This window comes from Pseudomonas sp. FP2294, assembly GCF_030687625.1.
GTDB classification, from domain to species: Bacteria; Pseudomonadota; Gammaproteobacteria; order Pseudomonadales; family Pseudomonadaceae; genus Aquipseudomonas; species Aquipseudomonas shahriarae.
The window spans coordinates 4,012,502-4,029,698 of sequence record NZ_CP117441.1; the positions used below are offsets into that span (position 1 = coordinate 4,012,502).

Genomic DNA, 17,197 nt, shown 5'->3' on the forward strand with positions numbered 1-17,197 from the left:
TCACTCATAGCGTAAAGCCTGCGCCGGCTGGGTACGTGCCGCGCGCCAGGCTGGATATAGGGTGGCAAGGAAACTCAGGACCAACGCGGCGCCGCCGACCATCAACACATCCTGGCTCTGCACCTGGGATGGCAAATAGTCGATGAAGTAGACGTCGGCGTTGAGAAACTTGTGGCCGATCAGGGTTTCGACGCCGGCGATGGCAGCACTGACGTTCAGCGCGGCGAAGATCCCCACGGCCGTACCGATCAAGGTACCGACCACACCGATCACCGTGCCCTGGACCATAAAGATCGCCATGATCTGCCCCGGCGTGGCGCCCAGGGTGCGCAGGATGGCGATGTCGCCCTTCTTGTCGTTCACCACCATCACCAGGGTGGAGATGATGTTGAAGGCGGCCACGGCGACAATCAGCAACAGCAACAGGCCAATCATGGCCTTTTCCATGCGGATCGCCTGGTACAGGTTGCCGTGGGTACGGGTCCAGTCACGGGCGTAGTACTGGCTTTCACCCAGATGCTGGGCGATTTCCCAGGCCCCGCGTGGCGCCTCGAACAGGTCGTTGAACTTCAGGCGCAGGCCCTGCACCTGGTCCGGCTTCCAGCGATGCAGGCGGGCCAGGTCGGTAAGGTTGGTCAGGCCGAGGAAGCCGTCGATTTCGCCGGCGCCGACATGAAAGATGCCGACTACGGTAAAGCGCTTCATGCGCGGGAACATGCCCGCCGGGGTTACGGTGACTTCCGGGGCGACGAAGGTCAGCTTGTCGCCAATGGCCACGCCGAGCTTGGCCGCCGCACGGTCGCCGATCACGATGCCGAAGCTGCCAGGCGACAGGGCATCGAGCTGGCCCTGCTGCATGAACTGATCAATGATCGAGACCTTGCGCTCCTGTGCCGGGTCGATGGCGTTGAGCAGGACTTTCTGCACCTTGCCATTGTTGGTCAACAGCCCCTGCATCTGGGTAAATGGCGCGACGGCCAGCACCTTGGGGTTCTGCTTGACCTTGTCGGCCAGGCCTTGCCAGTCGCCCAGGGGCTCGCCGGACTCGATGGTCGCGTGGGGCACCATGCCCAGCACGCGGGTGCGCATCTCATGATCGAAGCCATTCATCACCGATAGCACCACGATCATTACGACGACGCCCAGGGCGAGTCCGATCATGGAGGTCAGGGAAATGAACGACACAAAATGATTGCGACGCTTTGCACGGGTATAACGCGTGCCGATAAATACGAAGAGAGGTCTGAACATGTCGGGGCTTGTTCGGAGGAAAAGAAGACGTCCCGGTGGCGGGGTCTGGTAAGCAGCTTTACACTCAGACCATTACCGTTACCTGGGGTTCGCCATGACGACATTAGATGAAGAAGATCGCCGCGAATACTACCGTATCGACGACATGATCGCACTCCAAATCAAAAGCCTGTCGGCCCCGCAAGCGGCGAGCAAGGAAGTGTTGCTGGATGATTCCCCGCTGTTCAACCTGCTCAGTGAACTGCACCTGAGCGAATTCGAGTCCCAACACCTGCTGCGCCAGCTCGGCGAGCGCGACCGCACCCTCGCCGCCTTCCTCAAAGTGCAGAACAAACGCATGGATTTGCTCAGCCAGGTCATGGCGCAAAGCCTGCTGGGCGACATCGGCGCGCCGCAGCCGGTGATCATTTCCGAAGGCGGCATCGACTTCCAACACCCTACGGCACTCGCACCCGGCAGCCACCTGGCGGTCAAGCTGGTGCTGATGCCCCAGGCGCTGGGCCTGCTGCTGCGGGCCAAGGTCACCCATTGCGATCCCAAGGGCGACAGTTTTGACATCGGTACCGAATTCGAATCCATGACTGACGCCCAGCGCCAGTTACTGGCTCGCTATATTTTGCAAAAACAGGCCCAGGAACGGCGCCTGGCTCGGGAACAAAGCGACGGCCAAGACACCTGATTTCGTATTTATCCAGCCATATACCTGGCGAAAAGGAGCAACTGTGACCCTGATTTATGGCCACCGCGGCGCTAAAGGCGAAGCACCGGAAAACACCCTGACCAGCTTCCAGCAATGCCTCAAGCACGGCGTGCGCCGTTGCGAACTGGACTTGCACCTGTCCATGGACGGCGAGTTGATGGTGATCCACGACCCGACCTTGAAGCGCACCGCAGACCGACGCGGCAAGGTGGTGGAGTACGTCGCCGCCGACCTGGTGAAGATGGACGCACGCAAAGGCGGCCCAGGCTGGGTCACCCCTTGCCCGATCCCGCGCCTGGAAGAGCTGTTTGAGCAGTGCGACTTCGACCACTGGCAACTGGAAGTCAAAAGCGCCTCGCGCACCCGCGCCGCGACCACCGTACTGGCGATCCGGGAAATGGCCCAGCGCTTTGGCCTGCTGGACAAGGTCACCGTGACTTCAAGCTCGCGGGAAGTGTTGAAAGCCGCCCTGGAGCTGACGCCGGACCTGTCCCGTGGACTGGTGGCCGAATACGCCTGGCTCGACCCGCTGAAGGTCGCGCAGAACTATGGCTGTGAGTATTTGGCGTTGAACTGGACGTTGTGCACTCCCGAGCGACTGGAGAAAGCCCAGCGCCAGGGCTTGCACGTGTCCGTGTGGACAGTCAACGAACCCGCGCTGATGCGCAGGCTCGCCGACTTCGGCGTAGATAGCCTGATTACAGACTTTCCCGGTTTGGCCACTGCCACTCTCGGGAATTACTGAAATCGGTCTCCCCGGCCGGCTCAGGCCACCGGCCGGAGCCGCTCAAAAAAGCCGGTTGAGGCCGTCGTAGGCCGCTACCCGATAGGCTTCAGCCATGGTCGGGTAGTTGAACGTGGTGTTCACAAAATACTTAAGGGTATTGAGATCACCCGGCTGGCTCATGATCGCCTGGCCGATGTGCACGATCTCCGAGGCCTGGTAGCCGAAGCAATGCACGCCGAGCACTTCCAGGGTCTCGCGGTGGAACAGGATCTTCAGCATGCCTTGCGGCTCGCCGGCGATCTGCGCACGCGCCATGCTCTTGAAGAACGCCTTGCCCACTTCGTAAGGCACCTTGGCCTTGGTCAGCTCGTGCTCGTTCTTGCCGATGGAGCTGATCTCGGGAATGGTGTAGATCCCGGTCGGCACATCGTTGACGTAGCGCCAGCTGCCATTGTCGACAATGCTGCCAGCCGCCGAACGCCCTTGGTCGTGGGCGGCACTGGCCAGGCTCGGCCAGCCGATCACATCGCCGGCACCATAGATATTGGTGACGCAGGTGCGGTAGTTCTCATCCACCTCGATCTGGCCACGGCTGTTGACCTTGACCCCGATGTTTTCCATGCCCAGCTTGTCGGTGTTGCCCGTACGGCCGTTGCACCAGAGCAAGGCATCGGCCTTGATCTTCTTGCCGGACTTGAGGTGCAGGATCACACCGTTGTCCAGGCCTTCAACGCGGTCGTATTCCTCGTTGTGGCGCACGGTGATGTTGTTGTTGCTGAAGTGATAGCTCAACGCCTGGGAAATTTCCGAGTCGAGGAAGCTCAGCAACTGGTCACGGTTGTCCACCAGCTCCACCAGCACACCCAGGCCGCTGAAGATCGAGGCGTATTCACAGCCGATCACGCCGGCGCCGTATATGATCAGTTTGCGCGGGGTGTGGCCCAGGCTGAGGATCGTGTCGCTATCGTAGATACGCGGGTGGTGGAAGTCGATATCGGCCGGGCGATACGGACGCGAACCGGTGGCGATGATGATGTGCTTGGCCACCAGCTTCTCGACCACGCCATTGGCGCAGACCACTTCGACGGTTTGCTCGTCGGCGAAGCTGCCGGTGCCGAAGAACAGGTCGACGCGGTTACGGGCGTAGTAGCCGGTACGCGAGGCGACTTGTTTGGAAATGACTTTCTCGGCGCTTTTCAGTACATCCGGGAACGAGAACCAGCGCGGCTCACCAATGGCCCGGAACATCGGGTTGGTGTTGAACTGCATGATCTGGCGCACCGAGTGACGCAAGGCCTTGGACGGGATGGTGCCCAGGTGGGTGCAGTTACCGCCGACCTGACGACGGCTATCGACCATCGCCACCTTGCGTCCTGCTTTGGCGGCGTTCATCGCCGCACCTTCTCCAGCTGGGCCGGAACCCAGTACCACCACGTCGTAGTTGTAGACAGCCATGCGTACTCCTCAGAACAGGCCAGGACGCACGGTTGGGCGCCTGGCTAAATCATGCCGCGGCCAGCGGTCATGAAGGATCAAATAGGCTCAGGTGTGTGAGCCGGGGCACAGTCTATATAAGGCTCAACGCCGCGCACATTAACCCTTGGTCGCGTCGTAGGCCAGTTTTGCCTTTACTACACAGTATTGATTACGGCTTGACCGCCGTCAGTTGTTCGAACGCTTTGTTGCTGCGTGTGACGAAAGCATCCCCCTCACGCATCACAAAAAATGCCGCGATCCGCTGTTTTTCTGCATAGTCCCAGCCCTCGTCGGGCCCCAGTACCAGGAGCAAGGTCGACAAGCCGTCCGCCATAAGCGCCGAAGGCTCCAGTACCGTGACCGACGCCAGGTGATGGGTGATCGGCGCCCCGCTACGGGCATCGAGGGTGTGGGAATAGCGGCGACCATCCTGCTGGAAATAATTGCGATAGTCACCTGAAGTAGACACGCCGAAGCCGTCCACCACGATCACGCGCTCAGCCACCTGCTGGTCATCGCGGGGCTCCTCCAGGGCCACACGCCAGGGCGTGCCATCGGGTTTGCGCCCGGCAGCCTTGAGCTCGCCAGTCACTTCGACCAGATACCGCTGAATGCCCAACTGCCCTAGCCGCTCGGCGATCCGGTCCACCGTGTAGCCGGCGGCGATGCTGTTGAAGTCCACTTGCACCGCCGCGTCCTTGCACAGCTGGTGACCGTCGATGCGCAAGTGCTGATGACCGACGCGCTGGCGCGCCAAGGCCAGCGTCATGGGATCCGGGACTTTTACCTGCCGCGCCTGGGGTCCGAAGCCCCACAGGTTGAGCAGTGGCTCGACGGTCAGGTCAAAAGCGCCGCCACTGGCCTGGGACAGCTGCTCGCCCGTGCGTACCAACTGCAGGATCGACTCGGGCATCGGCTGGCAGCGGTTGGCCGGCAAGTCATTGAAGCGCTCGATATCGGAATCGCTGCGATAGGTCGACAGCTGTCGGTCGACCTCGGCAAGGATGCGCTCGACCTGCGGCTGCACATCATTGGCCGCCGGCGTACCGGGGGTACGGACATATTTGATTGAATAAGTGCTGCCCATGGTCGGGCCGCCAAACGCCTCCAGGGGCTCATCGCCGCCGCAGCCCGTCAAGATCGCCAACACAGCGCCCACCATCGCGCATCGCAAACCGCCCATAAGCCACACAACCTTATCGCTGCTGAAAACCCAATGAAGCCGCACTCAAGCACATTTCCGGGGCTGGCCATTATGCGGCATGTCGTCGCCTGACGCGGGTTGTTTCATGACAAATAGCCAGCTTGCTAACGGTTTTTGTTGCTCGCCCACACGGATACACATATGGTTACAAAACTCTTGGGCGCCAGCCAGCGCCCAGACCTTGCAGCAAGGAAGAACGACGACCAGGGATTTCCAACAAGATAGCCAGTTGAGTAAATGACATGTCCAACACCACGGGCAAAGGCAAGGCGATCTTTCGCGTTGTCAGCGGTAACTTTCTCGAAATGTTCGACTTCATGGTCTACGGCTTCTACGCCACGGCCATTGCCAAGACCTTCTTCCCTGCCGACAGCGCCTTCGCGTCCCTGATGTTGTCCCTGGCGACCTTCGGTGCCGGGTTCCTGATGCGTCCGTTGGGGGCAATTTTCCTCGGTGCCTACATCGACCGCCATGGCCGTAAAAAAGGCCTGGTGATCACCCTGGCCATGATGGCCGCCGGTACCGTGCTGATCGCCTGCGTGCCCGGCTACGCCACCCTCGGGGTGGCCGCGCCGCTGATCGTGCTGTTTGGTCGATTGCTGCAAGGCTTCTCCGCAGGTGTCGAACTGGGCGGGGTCTCGGTGTACCTGGCGGAGATCGCCACGCCGGGACGTAAAGGTTTCTTCGTCAGTTGGCAGTCCGCCAGCCAACAAGCCGCCGTGGTCTTCGCCGGCCTGCTGGGCGTGGGCCTGAACCACTGGCTGAGCCCCGAGGAAATGGGTGAATGGGGCTGGCGCGTGCCGTTCCTGATCGGCTGCCTGATCGTGCCGGTGATCTTCGTGATTCGCCGCTCCCTGGAGGAAACCCCGGAATTCCAGGCACGTAAACATCGCCCTACCCTGCAGGAAATCATCCGCTCCATCGGCCAGAATTTCGGCATCGTCCTGGCAGGCATGGCGCTGGTGGTGATGACGACCGTGTCGTTCTACCTGATCACCGCCTACACACCGACCTTCGGCAAGGCCGAGCTGCACCTGTCGGACCTGGATGCGTTGCTGGTCACCGTGTGCATCGGGCTGTCGAACTTCTTTTGGCTACCCGTGATGGGCGCGGTATCTGACAAGGTGGGTCGCAAACCCTTGCTGCTGGGGGCGACTATTCTGGCAATCCTCACGGCATACCCGGCCCTGTCATGGCTGGTGGCCAATCCGAGCTTCAGCCACCTGCTGCTCGTCGAGTTATGGCTGTCGTTCCTGTATGGCTCGTACAACGGCGCCATGGTCGTCGCGCTGACCGAAATCATGCCAGTGGAAGTACGCACCACAGGCTTTTCATTGGCCTACAGCCTGGCGACCGCAACCTTTGGCGGCTTTACCCCGGCCGCCTGTACCTACCTGATCCATGTACTGGATAACAAGGCTGCGCCGGGGATCTGGCTCAGTGGGGCGGCGGTGCTGGGGCTGGTGGCGACCCTGGTGCTGTTCAAGGGGAATCGGCACGAACTGCGCACTGCGCAGGCTTCGGTAGTCGGTGGGGCCTGATAGATCGCTATCGCGGCGATGCGGCGGCCCGACAAGCCCGCCCACACATTTGAATGTATTCGCAAATCAAACTGTGGGAGCGGGCTTGCCCGCGATGAGGCCTTCACACCCAACACAACCCCCCCCCCAGCCACAAAAAAGCCCCGAACCAGTCGGGGCTTTTTCATTTACCGCTAACGCTTAGCGCGGAAACGCTGGCGGGTTGACCCCAGCCATGTCTTCCATCACGCGCACCACCTGACAGCTGTAACCGAACTCGTTGTCGTACCAGACGTACAGTACAACGCGGTTATCCTGGGTGATGGTCGCTTCAGCATCGACCACACCGGCGTGGCGCGAGCCAACGAAGTCGGTGGACACCACTTCCTGGGAATTGACGAAGTCGATTTGCTTATGCAGATCGGAGTGCAGCGCCATGTAGCGCAGGTACTCGTTCATCTCTTCACGGGTGGCGGCTTTCTCAAGGTTGAGGTTGAGAATGGCCATCGACACGTTCGGCGTGGGTACACGGATCGCGTTACCGGTCAGCTTGCCGGCCAGCTCAGGCAGGGCCTTGGCAGCAGCGGTGGCAGCACCGGTCTCGGTGATCACCATGTTCAGCGCGGCACTACGGCCACGGCGATCGCCCTTGTGGAAGTTGTCGATCAGGTTCTGGTCGTTGGTGTACGAGTGAACGGTTTCGACGTGACCGTTGATGATGCCGAACTTGTCATTCACAGCCTTGAGCACCGGCACGATGGCGTTGGTGGTGCAGGAAGCGGCGGACACGATCTTGTCGTCAGCGGTGATTTCGTTGTGGTTGATGCCGTGAACGATGTTCTTCAGCTTGCCCTTGCCAGGCGCCGTCAGCACAACGCGGTCGATACCCGGGCAGGCCAGGTGCTGGCCCAGGCCGTCGGCATCACGCCATACGCCGGTGTTGTCCACCAGCAAGGCGTTCTGGATGCCGTACTGGGTGTAATCCACCTCGGTCGGGTTCTTCGCGTAGATCACCTGGATCAGGTTACCGTTGGCGGTGATGGTGTTGTTTTCTTCGTCAACGGTGATGGTGCCATTGAACGAACCGTGTACCGAGTCGCGGCGCAAGAGGCTGGCGCGCTTGGTCAGGTCATTTTCGGCGCCTTTGCGCACGACAATGGCCCGCAGGCGCAGGCCGTCGCCACCGCCGGTTTTTTCGATCAGGATGCGTGCCAGCAGACGGCCGATACGACCGAAGCCGTACAACACCACGTCGGTGCCTTTACGGGATGCGGCGTTTTGCTGGCCAACCACGTCGGCCAGTTCTTCACGCACGAACTGCTCGGCGCTGCGGCCATTGCCTTGAGCGCGGAATTTGAACGCCAACTTGCCCAGGTCCACCGAAGCCGCGCCGAGCTTGAGCTCGCTCATGGCTTTAAGCAGAGGGAATGTTTCGTGGACGGAGAGTTCGCTATCGTCCGAAGAACGATGGCGAGCAAAGCGATGAGCCTTGAGAATCGCGATGACTGATTGGTTGATCAGGCTGCGGCCATAGATCGAGCTCACCACATTGTTATTGCGGTACAGCTGACCGATAAGCGGGATCATCGCTTCTGCGAGTGCTTCACGGTCGATCCATTCACCAAGACACTGGTCGGGCTTCTGAGTCACGGGAACCTTCCACATGTAGGGGCTGAAAAAAGGGGCTACATTATGCCGCCCGACCGCCCCCGGAGCAATGCGCGCCACGCAACAAAAGCCCTTGCACATAATTTTCGCCGCGCTACAGGCCAGTAAATACGCGGCTTCCAGCGCACCCCCTGGTGAAAGCCTCGGGCCACTTGTCCGTAACCCTCCGAAACATACATGCATTTTGGCACTACATTTTGAGTCAAAACCGCGCATTGTTTGTCTTAGCCACTACATTTCCTACAAACCGTAATAGGCACAGTCAGCAACTGACAGGCGGCACTCCGGGCCGTTACAATTACCGACTTTGTCGCAACGCTGGAGCTCAAACGTCCGTGCCCGTCCTGCGTCTACCGCTACTCCCTGCCGAGGCAGGTAAACAGCATTGGGGCAATCTGCCCGGTGCCGCCCTGAGCCTGGCCATTGCCGAGGCTGCCAGTGCAGCCAAGCGCTTTACCCTGCTATTGACTGCCGACAGCCAAAGCGCCGAACGGTTGGAGCAGGAGCTGAGTTTCTTTGCCCCCGATTTGCCGGTGCTGCATTTCCCGGACTGGGAAACCCTGCCCTACGACTTGTTCTCGCCGCACCAGGACATCATCTCCCAGCGCATCGCCAGCCTGTACCGCTTGCCGGAACTGGCCCACGGCGTACTGGTGGTGCCGATCACCACGGCCCTGCACCGCCTGGCGCCGACCAAGTTCCTGCTGGGCAGCAGCCTGGTGCTGGATATCGGCCAGAAACTCGACGTGGAACAGATGCGCACGCGCTTGGAAGCCAGCGGCTACCGCTGCGTCGATACGGTGTACGAGCATGGCGAGTTCGCCGTGCGTGGCGCGTTGATCGACCTGTTCCCGATGGGCAGCAAACTGCCCTACCGCATCGACCTGTTCGACGACGAAATCGAGACCCTGCGCACTTTCGACCCGGAAAACCAACGCTCCATCGACAAAGTACAGTCGATCAAGCTGCTGCCGGCCAGGGAATTCCCCCTGCAAAAAGACGCCGTCACACGCTTCAAGGCGCGCTTTCGCGAACGCTTTGACGTGGACTTCCGTCGTTGCCCGATCTTCCAGGACTTGAGCAGCGGGATTACCCCCGCCGGTATCGAGTACTACCTGCCGCTGTTCTTCGACGAAACCTCGACCCTGTTCGATTACCTGCCCCAGGACACTCAGGTGTTCTCGCTGCCGGGCATCGAACAGGCGGCGGAAAACTTCTGGAACGACGTACGCAACCGTTATGAAGAACGCCGCGTCGATCCATCCCGGCCTTTATTGCCGCCTGCCGAGCTGTTCCTGCCGGTAGAGGACTGCTTCGCCCGCCTGAAGAACTGGCCACGGGTGGTCGCCAGCCAACAGGATGTGGAAGCTGGCGTCGGCCGCGAACGCTTCCCGGCCCAAACCCTGCCCAACCTGGCCATCGAGGCCAAGGCCAGCCAGCCGCTGCAAGCGTTGTCCGACTTCCTCGGCGATTTCCCCGGCCGCGTGCTGTTTACCGCCGAATCCGCCGGGCGCCGCGAAGTGCTGCTGGAGTTGCTGGAACGTCTGAAGCTGCGACCAAAAACCGTCGACAGCTGGCCGGACTTTGTCGCCGGCAAGGACCGCCTGGCGATCACCATTGCGCCGCTGAACGAAGGCCTGCAACTGGATGATCCGGCCCTGGCGCTGATTGCCGAGAGCCCGCTGTTCGGCCAACGCGTGATGCAGCGCCGACGCCGGGAAAAACGTGCCGACGCCAACAACGACGCGGTGATCAAGAACCTCACCGAACTGCGCGAAGGCGCGCCGGTGGTGCATATCGACCACGGCGTGGGGCGCTACCTGGGCCTGCAGACCCTGGAGATCGACAACCAGGCCGCCGAATTCCTCACCATGGAATACGCCGAGGGCGCCAAGCTCTATGTGCCGGTGGCCAACCTGCACCTGATCGCGCGCTACACCGGCAGCGACGACGCCCTGGCGCCGTTGCACCGCCTGGGTTCCGAGACCTGGCAGAAGGCCAAGCGCAAGGCCGCCGAGCAGGTGCGCGACGTAGCCGCCGAACTGCTGGACATCTATGCTCGCCGCGCGGCCCGCGAAGGCTATGCGTTCGCCGACCCGAAGGCCGACTACGCCACGTTCAGCGCAGGCTTCGCCTTCGAAGAAACCCCGGACCAGCAAACCACCATCGACGCCGTGCGCGCCGATATGCTCGCGCCCAAGCCCATGGACCGCCTGGTCTGCGGTGACGTGGGCTTTGGCAAGACCGAAGTGGCGATGCGCGCCGCGTTTATCGCGGTGCATGGCGGCCGCCAGGTGGCAATCCTGGTGCCGACCACCCTGCTCGCCCAGCAGCACTACAACAGCTTCCGCGACCGCTTTGCCGATTGGCCGGTGACCGTGGAGGTGATGAGCCGCTTCAAGTCCGCCAAGGAAGTCAACGCAGCCGTGGCCGACCTGGCCGAAGGCAAGATCGACATCGTGATCGGTACGCACAAGCTGCTGTCGGACGATGTGAAGATCAAGAACCTGGGCCTGGTGATCATCGACGAAGAGCACCGCTTTGGCGTACGCCAGAAGGAGCAGCTCAAGGCCCTGCGCAGCGAGGTCGATATCCTGACCCTGACCGCCACACCGATCCCGCGCACGCTGAACATGGCGGTGTCGGGCATGCGCGACCTGTCGATCATCGCCACGCCGCCGGCACGACGCCTGTCGGTGCGCACCTTTGTCATGGAGCAGAACAACAGCACGATCAAGGAAGCCCTGCTGCGCGAGTTGCTGCGCGGCGGCCAGGTCTACTACCTGCACAACGATGTGAAAACCATCGAGAAATGCGCCGCCGACCTCGCCGAACTGGTGCCGGAAGCGCGGATCGGCATCGGCCACGGGCAGATGCGCGAACGCGAACTCGAACAGGTGATGAGCGACTTCTACCACAAGCGCTTCAACGTGCTGATCGCCTCGACCATTATCGAGACCGGCATCGACGTGCCGAGCGCCAACACCATTATCATCGAGCGCGCCGACAAGTTCGGCCTGGCGCAGCTGCACCAGTTGCGTGGCCGGGTCGGCCGCAGTCACCACCAGGCCTACGCCTACCTGCTGACGCCACCGCGCCAGCAAATTACCGGCGATGCGGAAAAGCGCCTGGAAGCCATCGCCAACACCCAGGACCTGGGTGCGGGCTTTGTGCTGGCCACCAACGACCTGGAAATCCGTGGCGCCGGCGAACTGCTGGGCGACGGCCAGAGCGGGCAGATCCAGGCCGTGGGCTTTACCCTCTACATGGAGATGCTGGAGCGCGCGGTGAAGGCCATCCGCAAAGGCGAACAACCGAACCTCGACCAGCCCCTGGGCGGCGGGCCGGAAATCAACCTGCGTCTGCCAGCATTGATTCCCGAGGACTACCTGCCGGATGTGCATGCACGCCTGATCCTGTACAAGCGCATCGCCTCGGCCACTGACGAAGAAGGTCTCAAGGACCTGCAAGTGGAGATGATCGACCGCTTCGGCCTGTTGCCGGAGCCGACCAAGAACCTGGTGCGCCTGACCCTGCTCAAATTGCAGGCCGAGCAACTGGGGATCAAGAAGGTCGACGCCGGGCCGCAGGGCGGGCGTATCGAGTTCGAAGCGCAGACGCCGGTAGACCCGCTGGTACTGATCAAGTTGATCCAGGGCCAGCCCAACCGCTACAAATTCGAAGGCGCTACGCTGTTCAAGTTCATGGTGCCGATGGAACGTGCAGAAGAGCGCTTTAATACATTGGAGGCGCTGTTTGAGCGCCTCATCCCGAAACCTGCTTGAAGGACGCCCCATGCGCCTGCTTCGTATCCTGAGCCTGTTGTTGGTGGTAGTCGCACCTTCGGCGTTTGCCGACAGCCTCTACCAGGTGGAAATGATCCTGATCCGCCAGAATGCAGAGCCGCTGATCAATAGCCGGCCAGCCCCGGAAGACTGGGCCGCCGGGGCGCCACGCCAAGGGATCGAGAAAATCAGCCCGCCGCGCCTGAACAATATCGTCGAGAAACTCCAGGCCAATGGCGACTACACCGTGCTGCTGCACAAAGCCTGGGAGCAGAACCTGGGCGAGCAGCCGGTGAAGGTGAAAATCACCGACGGCCAGGAACAGTTTGGCCAATACCCCATCCAGGGCACACTGGACCTGCAATTGGGGCGTTTTACCCGTATTGACGCCAGCTTCTGGCTCAACCAGTTCGACAACAACGGCAGCGTGATTGCCAGCGAACACTTGAGCCAGCCGGACGTGCGCACCAAGAACAACCAGCTCAATTACCTGGACGCCGGCCACCTGGCCCTGCTGATCAAGATCACCTCCCTTACCGCCAAGCCACCGAGCGCGCCGCCGCCCGGCCTGGCGGACTGATCCAGCGCCATGCCCCTGACGTCGTCGCTGACCAAACCCCTGGCTCCGTCCTGGGCCAACCGCTTCAAGGAACAAAGCCTGGAGCGCGGCCGGCGCTACGCCCTGGAAAACCGCGTAAGGATTGTCGAGTCCGGCGACAGCACCATCATCGCCAGTTGCGAAGGCTCGGGCGGCAATGTGTATCGCCAGACCATCTCCCTGCGCGAATCGGCCAAAGGCACCCTGATCCTGGTGGACAGCCGTTGCACCTGCCCCGTGCACACCAATTGCAAACACATCGCGGCCGTGCTGCTGCAGGTCCAGGAAACCCTGGCCTACCCGGCGGCGGCCAAGGATGCCGAGCTGCTGGAGAAACTGCAGGCCGTGCTGGATAACCGCGTGGTCCTGCCGCAAGTGGTGCTCGAGGATGTGCAGCCGATTCCCCGGCTGTGGCTGGCCAGCATCGAGTTCAGCGCCTTTGAGCCACGCAACGGCAAGATGCAGCGCTATATCCAGCACCGGGCGGCGCTGTCATTCAATTACCAGGGCAACTATGTCAGCGGCCAGAAAAACGCCGACATCATTGTCCGCCAGGAAACCCAGAGCCTGCGGATCAAGCGCCATCCCGAGGTGGAGCAAGGCTTTCGCGAGCACCTGCGCCTGCTGGGCTTCAAGATCGCCACCCGCCAGAGCAAGGCCCTGCCGGAAAGCGCCGGCGAGCTGTTTGAGATGGTCAATGACAGCGCCTGGCTGAACTTCACCCTCAACGCCTCCCCAAGCCTGCGGGCTGCCGGCTGGGAACTGCAGATCGACGAGGATTTCGGCTTCGACCTGAGCCCGGTCGAGGACTGGTACGCCAGCGTCGATGAAGTGCCGGAGCGCGACTGGTTCGACCTGGAGTTGGGGATTATCGTCAATGGCGAACGGCTGAGCCTGCTGCCGATCCTGCTGAACCTGATGCGCTCCCACACCGAAATCCTCAACCCGGAAAAGCTCGCGCGCCGCCGCGACGACGAACTGATCCTGGTGAACATCCCCGGCCTGCCCAACGGTGGCCACGGCCCGCTGCAAGTCGCCCTGCCCTACGGCCGGCTCAAACCGGTGCTGGCGACCCTCGGTGAGTTCTACCTGCAGGAGCCTGGCACCACCGCCTTGCGCCTGGCCAAGGCCGACGCGATTCGCCTCAACCCGCTGGAAGACCTGCCGCTGCAATGGGAAGGTGGCGAGCAGATCCGCAACTTTGCCCAGCGCCTGCGCGACATCAAGGACTTCACCTGCGCCGCCCCCGAGGGCCTCAACGCCACGTTGCGCCCCTACCAGCTCGAAGGCCTGAGCTGGATGCAGTCCCTGCGCCAACTGGAAGTGGGCGGGATTCTCGCGGATGACATGGGCCTGGGCAAAACCCTGCAGACCCTGGCGCATATTCTCAGCGAAAAAATCGCCGGGCGCCTGGACCGGCCGTGCATGGTGGTGATGCCTACCAGCCTGATCCCCAACTGGCTCGACGAAGCGGCGCACTTCACCCCGCAGCTCAAGGTGCTGGCGCTGTACGGTGCCGGGCGCAAGAAACACTTCGCCCAGTTGCAGGATTACGACCTGCTGCTGACCACCTACGCCCTGCTGCCCAAAGACATCGAACAACTGGCCGTGCAGCCACTGCATGTGCTGATCCTCGACGAAGCCCAGTACATCAAGAACCCCACCAGCAAGGCCGCCCAGGCCGCCCGCGAGCTGAATGCACGCCAGCGCCTGTGCCTGAGCGGCACGCCCCTGGAAAACCACCTGGGCGAGCTGTGGTCGCTGTTCCACTTCCTGCTGCCGGGTTGGTTGGGCGATGTAAAAAGCTTCAACCGTGACTACCGCGTGCCCATCGAAAAACGCGGCAGCGACGTGCGATTGCAACACCTCAACGGTCGGATCAAGCCGTTCCTGCTGCGCCGTACCAAGGAACAGGTGGCTACTGAATTGCCGCCCAAGACCGAGATCATTCACTGGGTCGATCTCAATGAAGCCCAGCGCGATGTGTACGAAACCATGCGCCTGGCCATGGACAAGAAGGTGCGCGACGAGATCACCCGCAAGGGCGTGGCCCGCAGCCAGATCATCATTCTGGAAGCGCTGCTCAAGCTGCGCCAGGTCTGTTGCGATCTGCGCCTGGTAAACGACGCCACCCTGCCCGCACGCGGCAGCAGTTCCGGCAAGCTCGACAGCCTGATGGAGATGCTCGAGGAACTGTTTGCCGAAGGGCGCAGGATCCTGCTGTTCTCGCAGTTCACCTCGATGCTCAGCCTGATTGAGCTCGAGCTGAAAAAACGCGGGGTCGCCTACGCCTTGCTGACCGGCCAGACCCGCGACCGGCGCACGCCGGTCAAGGACTTCCAGAGTGGCAAGCTGCAGATCTTCCTGATCAGCCTCAAGGCGGGCGGCGTGGGGCTTAACCTGACCGAGGCCGATACCGTGATCCACTACGACCCCTGGTGGAACCCGGCCACGGAAAACCAGGCGACTGACCGTGCGTATCGCATCGGCCAGGAAAAGCCAGTGTTTGTGTACAAGATGATTGCCCGGGGCACCGTGGAAGAGAAGATCCAGGCGCTGCAGCAAGAAAAGTCAGACCTGGCAGCGGGGGTGCTGGATGGCCGCACCACGGGCGACTGGAAGCTGGGCAACGAGGATATCGAGGCGCTGTTTGCGCCGTTACCCCAAAAGCTAGAGAAGCGTTGATAGCTAGATAGCTATCGCGGGCACGCCCGCTCCCACAGGGGGCTCACTGGGGCAGAGATTTTTGGTACCACCACAAATCAAATGTGGGAGCTGGCTTGCCTGCGATAGCGGTGGGTCAGCCGCCAGAAAGAGTGACTGGGTTACCGCGATCGCGGGCAAGCCCACTCCCACAGGGGATCTCACTGGGGCAGAGATTTTTGGTACCGCCACAAATCAAATGTGGGAGCTGGCTTGCCTGCGATCGCGGTGGGTCAGCCGCCAGAAAGAGTGACTGGGCTGCCGCCATCGCGGGCAAGCCCGCTCCCACAGGGGGGGCTCACTGGGGCAGAGATTTTTGGTACCGCCACAAATCAAATGTGGGAGCTGGCTTGCCTGCGATAGCGGTGGGTCAGCCGCCAGAAAGAGTGACTGGGCTGCCGCCATCGCGGGCAAGCCCGCTCCCACAGGGGGGGGCTCACTGGGGCAGAGATTTTTGCTACCGCCACAAATCAAATGTGGGAGCTGGCTTGCCTGCGATGGGCGTACCTCAATCTCATTCGATCAACTGTGCATCCCGAAGCGCGCCAAGCGCCGCCAACCAACGCGGATCCTGCTTATAGTCAGTCGACGCAATCGCCTGCCCACGCATACGGGCAATACGTGCCGATGGCGTGACCTTCATGCGCTGGGCGGCACTCAGGGCCAGTTCGGCCGCTGCGCGGTCATTGCACACCAGGCCCATGTCGCAGCCAGCACTTAAAGCAGCCTCGATCCGGCTCGCCGCATCCCCCACCACGTGGGCACCGGCCATGGACAGGTCATCACTGAAAATCACCCCTTCGAACTGCAATTCGCCGCGCAGGATGTCCTGCAACCAGCGACGCGAGAAGCCGGCCGGCTGGTTATCCACCTGAGGGTAAATAACGTGGGCCGGCATGACCGCGGCCAATTGCTTGCTCAGGCGCGCGAACGGCACCAGGTCATGGGTGCGCAGTTGTTCCAGGCTGCGCTCATCAACGGGAATGGCGACGTGGGAATCTGCCTCGGCCCAGCCATGACCCGGGAAGTGCTTGCCGGTGGCGGCCATGCCAGCGCTGTTCATGCCCCGGATAAAGGCGCCGGCCAGCAACGCGGCACGCTCGGGATCACCTTCGAACGAGCGCGTGCCTACAACGGCGCTGCGCTGGTAGTCGAGGTCCAGCACGGGGGCGAAGCTCAGGTCCAGGCCGACGGCCAGTACTTCCGTGGCCATGACCCAACCGCACTGCTCGGCCAGGTATTCGGCATTGGCATTGTCCGCCAACGCCCGCATGGCCGGCAGGCGTACAAATCCCTGGCGCAGGCGCTGGACCCGACCGCCTTCCTGATCCACAGCCAGCAACAGGTCCGGGCGCACTGCGCGAATGGCGGCGCTCAATTCCCGCACCTGGCGCGGATGCTCGATGTTGCGCGCAAAAATGATCAGGCCGCCCACTTCAGGCTGGCGCAACAAGTGGCGATCTTCAGCCGTCAGCCAGGTGCCGGCGACGTCCACCATCAAAGAGCCTTGCAGGGCAGCAGTCATAAATTTTCCTTGAATGACGCGCGCACTTCACCGCCTCGCC

General features: G+C 61.8%; 11 protein-coding genes. 6 read left to right on the forward strand and 5 right to left on the reverse strand.

The window, feature by feature from the left end; all coding sequences use genetic code 11:
* Nucleotides 1-1,251, reverse strand: a complete 1,251-nt coding sequence (locus tag PSH73_RS17895) for a lipoprotein-releasing ABC transporter permease subunit (RefSeq protein WP_057438533.1) — start codon at nucleotides 1,249-1,251, stop codon at nucleotides 1-3.
* Nucleotides 1,252-1,345: 94 nt separating this feature from the next.
* On the opposite strand from PSH73_RS17895, the gene PSH73_RS17900 reads away from it, so the two are divergent.
* Nucleotides 1,346-1,930: a PilZ domain-containing protein gene (locus tag PSH73_RS17900; RefSeq protein ID WP_057960293.1), complete on the forward strand. Its 585-nt coding sequence runs from the start codon at nucleotides 1,346-1,348 to the stop codon at nucleotides 1,928-1,930.
* A gap of 43 nt (nucleotides 1,931-1,973) precedes the next feature.
* Nucleotides 1,974-2,696, forward strand: a complete 723-nt coding sequence (locus PSH73_RS17905) for a glycerophosphodiester phosphodiesterase (RefSeq protein WP_057438531.1) — start codon at nucleotides 1,974-1,976, stop codon at nucleotides 2,694-2,696.
* Nucleotides 2,697-2,738: 42 nt separating this feature from the next.
* Here the strand turns inward: PSH73_RS17905 and sthA are convergent, their stop codons facing one another.
* Entirely contained in the window at nucleotides 2,739-4,133 is a 1,395-nt protein-coding gene (gene sthA / locus PSH73_RS17910; RefSeq protein ID WP_057438530.1) for a Si-specific NAD(P)(+) transhydrogenase, read from the reverse strand.
* 190 nt (nucleotides 4,134-4,323) lie between these two features.
* Nucleotides 4,324-5,337, reverse strand: coding sequence for an FAD:protein FMN transferase (locus PSH73_RS17915; protein ID WP_186625594.1), 1,014 nt, complete (start codon nucleotides 5,335-5,337; stop codon nucleotides 4,324-4,326).
* A gap of 263 nt (nucleotides 5,338-5,600) precedes the next feature.
* Here PSH73_RS17915 and PSH73_RS17920 point away from each other — a divergent pair, with 263 nt between their 5' ends.
* Nucleotides 5,601-6,899: an MFS transporter gene (locus PSH73_RS17920; protein ID WP_057960295.1), complete on the forward strand. Its 1,299-nt coding sequence runs from the start codon at nucleotides 5,601-5,603 to the stop codon at nucleotides 6,897-6,899.
* 180 nt (nucleotides 6,900-7,079) lie between these two features.
* Here the strand turns inward: PSH73_RS17920 and PSH73_RS17925 are convergent, their stop codons facing one another.
* The gene (locus PSH73_RS17925) at nucleotides 7,080-8,543 is read right to left on the reverse strand and encodes a glyceraldehyde-3-phosphate dehydrogenase (RefSeq protein ID WP_057960296.1); all 1,464 of its coding nucleotides are present in this window, start codon (nucleotides 8,541-8,543) and stop codon (nucleotides 7,080-7,082) included.
* Between the two features lie 338 nt (nucleotides 8,544-8,881).
* On the opposite strand from PSH73_RS17925, the gene mfd reads away from it, so the two are divergent.
* From mfd to PSH73_RS17940, 3 genes are read left to right on the forward strand one after another with little or no spacing between them, the layout of a single operon-like run.
* On the forward strand, nucleotides 8,882-12,331 hold the full coding sequence (gene mfd, locus PSH73_RS17930; RefSeq protein ID WP_057960297.1) for a transcription-repair coupling factor: 3,450 nt from the start codon (nucleotides 8,882-8,884) through the stop codon (nucleotides 12,329-12,331).
* A 10-nt stretch (nucleotides 12,332-12,341) separates the two neighbouring features.
* Nucleotides 12,342-12,911: a CsiV family protein gene (locus PSH73_RS17935; protein ID WP_057438527.1), complete on the forward strand. Its 570-nt coding sequence runs from the start codon at nucleotides 12,342-12,344 to the stop codon at nucleotides 12,909-12,911.
* Nucleotides 12,912-12,920: 9 nt separating this feature from the next.
* Nucleotides 12,921-15,614: a DEAD/DEAH box helicase gene (locus PSH73_RS17940; protein ID WP_169960504.1), complete on the forward strand. Its 2,694-nt coding sequence runs from the start codon at nucleotides 12,921-12,923 to the stop codon at nucleotides 15,612-15,614.
* A gap of 532 nt (nucleotides 15,615-16,146) precedes the next feature.
* Here the strand turns inward: PSH73_RS17940 and nagZ are convergent.
* Nucleotides 16,147-17,157 (reverse strand): beta-N-acetylhexosaminidase, encoded by a 1,011-nt coding sequence (nagZ, locus tag PSH73_RS17945; RefSeq protein WP_198817791.1) that lies wholly within the window; start codon nucleotides 17,155-17,157, stop codon nucleotides 16,147-16,149.
* Nucleotides 17,158-17,197: the final 40 nt, after the last annotated feature.

Bases quoted from the DNA above. Each gene is read 5' to 3' on its own strand.
- PSH73_RS17925 (WP_057960296.1), bottom strand. From the start codon at position 8,543: ATGTGGAAGGTTCCCGTGACTCAGAAGCCCGACCAGTGTCTTGGTGAA.
- sthA (WP_057438530.1), bottom strand. From the start codon at position 4,133: ATGGCTGTCTACAACTACGACGTGGTGGTACTGGGTTCCGGCCCAGCT.
- PSH73_RS17935 (WP_057438527.1), top strand. From the start codon at position 12,342: ATGCGCCTGCTTCGTATCCTGAGCCTGTTGTTGGTGGTAGTCGCACCT.
- nagZ (WP_198817791.1), bottom strand. From the start codon at position 17,157: ATGACTGCTGCCCTGCAAGGCTCTTTGATGGTGGACGTCGCCGGCACC.
- PSH73_RS17915 (WP_186625594.1), bottom strand. From the start codon at position 5,337: ATGGGCGGTTTGCGATGCGCGATGGTGGGCGCTGTGTTGGCGATCTTG.
- PSH73_RS17940 (WP_169960504.1), top strand. From the start codon at position 12,921: ATGCCCCTGACGTCGTCGCTGACCAAACCCCTGGCTCCGTCCTGGGCC.
- PSH73_RS17900 (WP_057960293.1), top strand. From the start codon at position 1,346: ATGACGACATTAGATGAAGAAGATCGCCGCGAATACTACCGTATCGAC.
- PSH73_RS17895 (WP_057438533.1), bottom strand. From the start codon at position 1,251: ATGTTCAGACCTCTCTTCGTATTTATCGGCACGCGTTATACCCGTGCA.
- PSH73_RS17920 (WP_057960295.1), top strand. From the start codon at position 5,601: ATGTCCAACACCACGGGCAAAGGCAAGGCGATCTTTCGCGTTGTCAGC.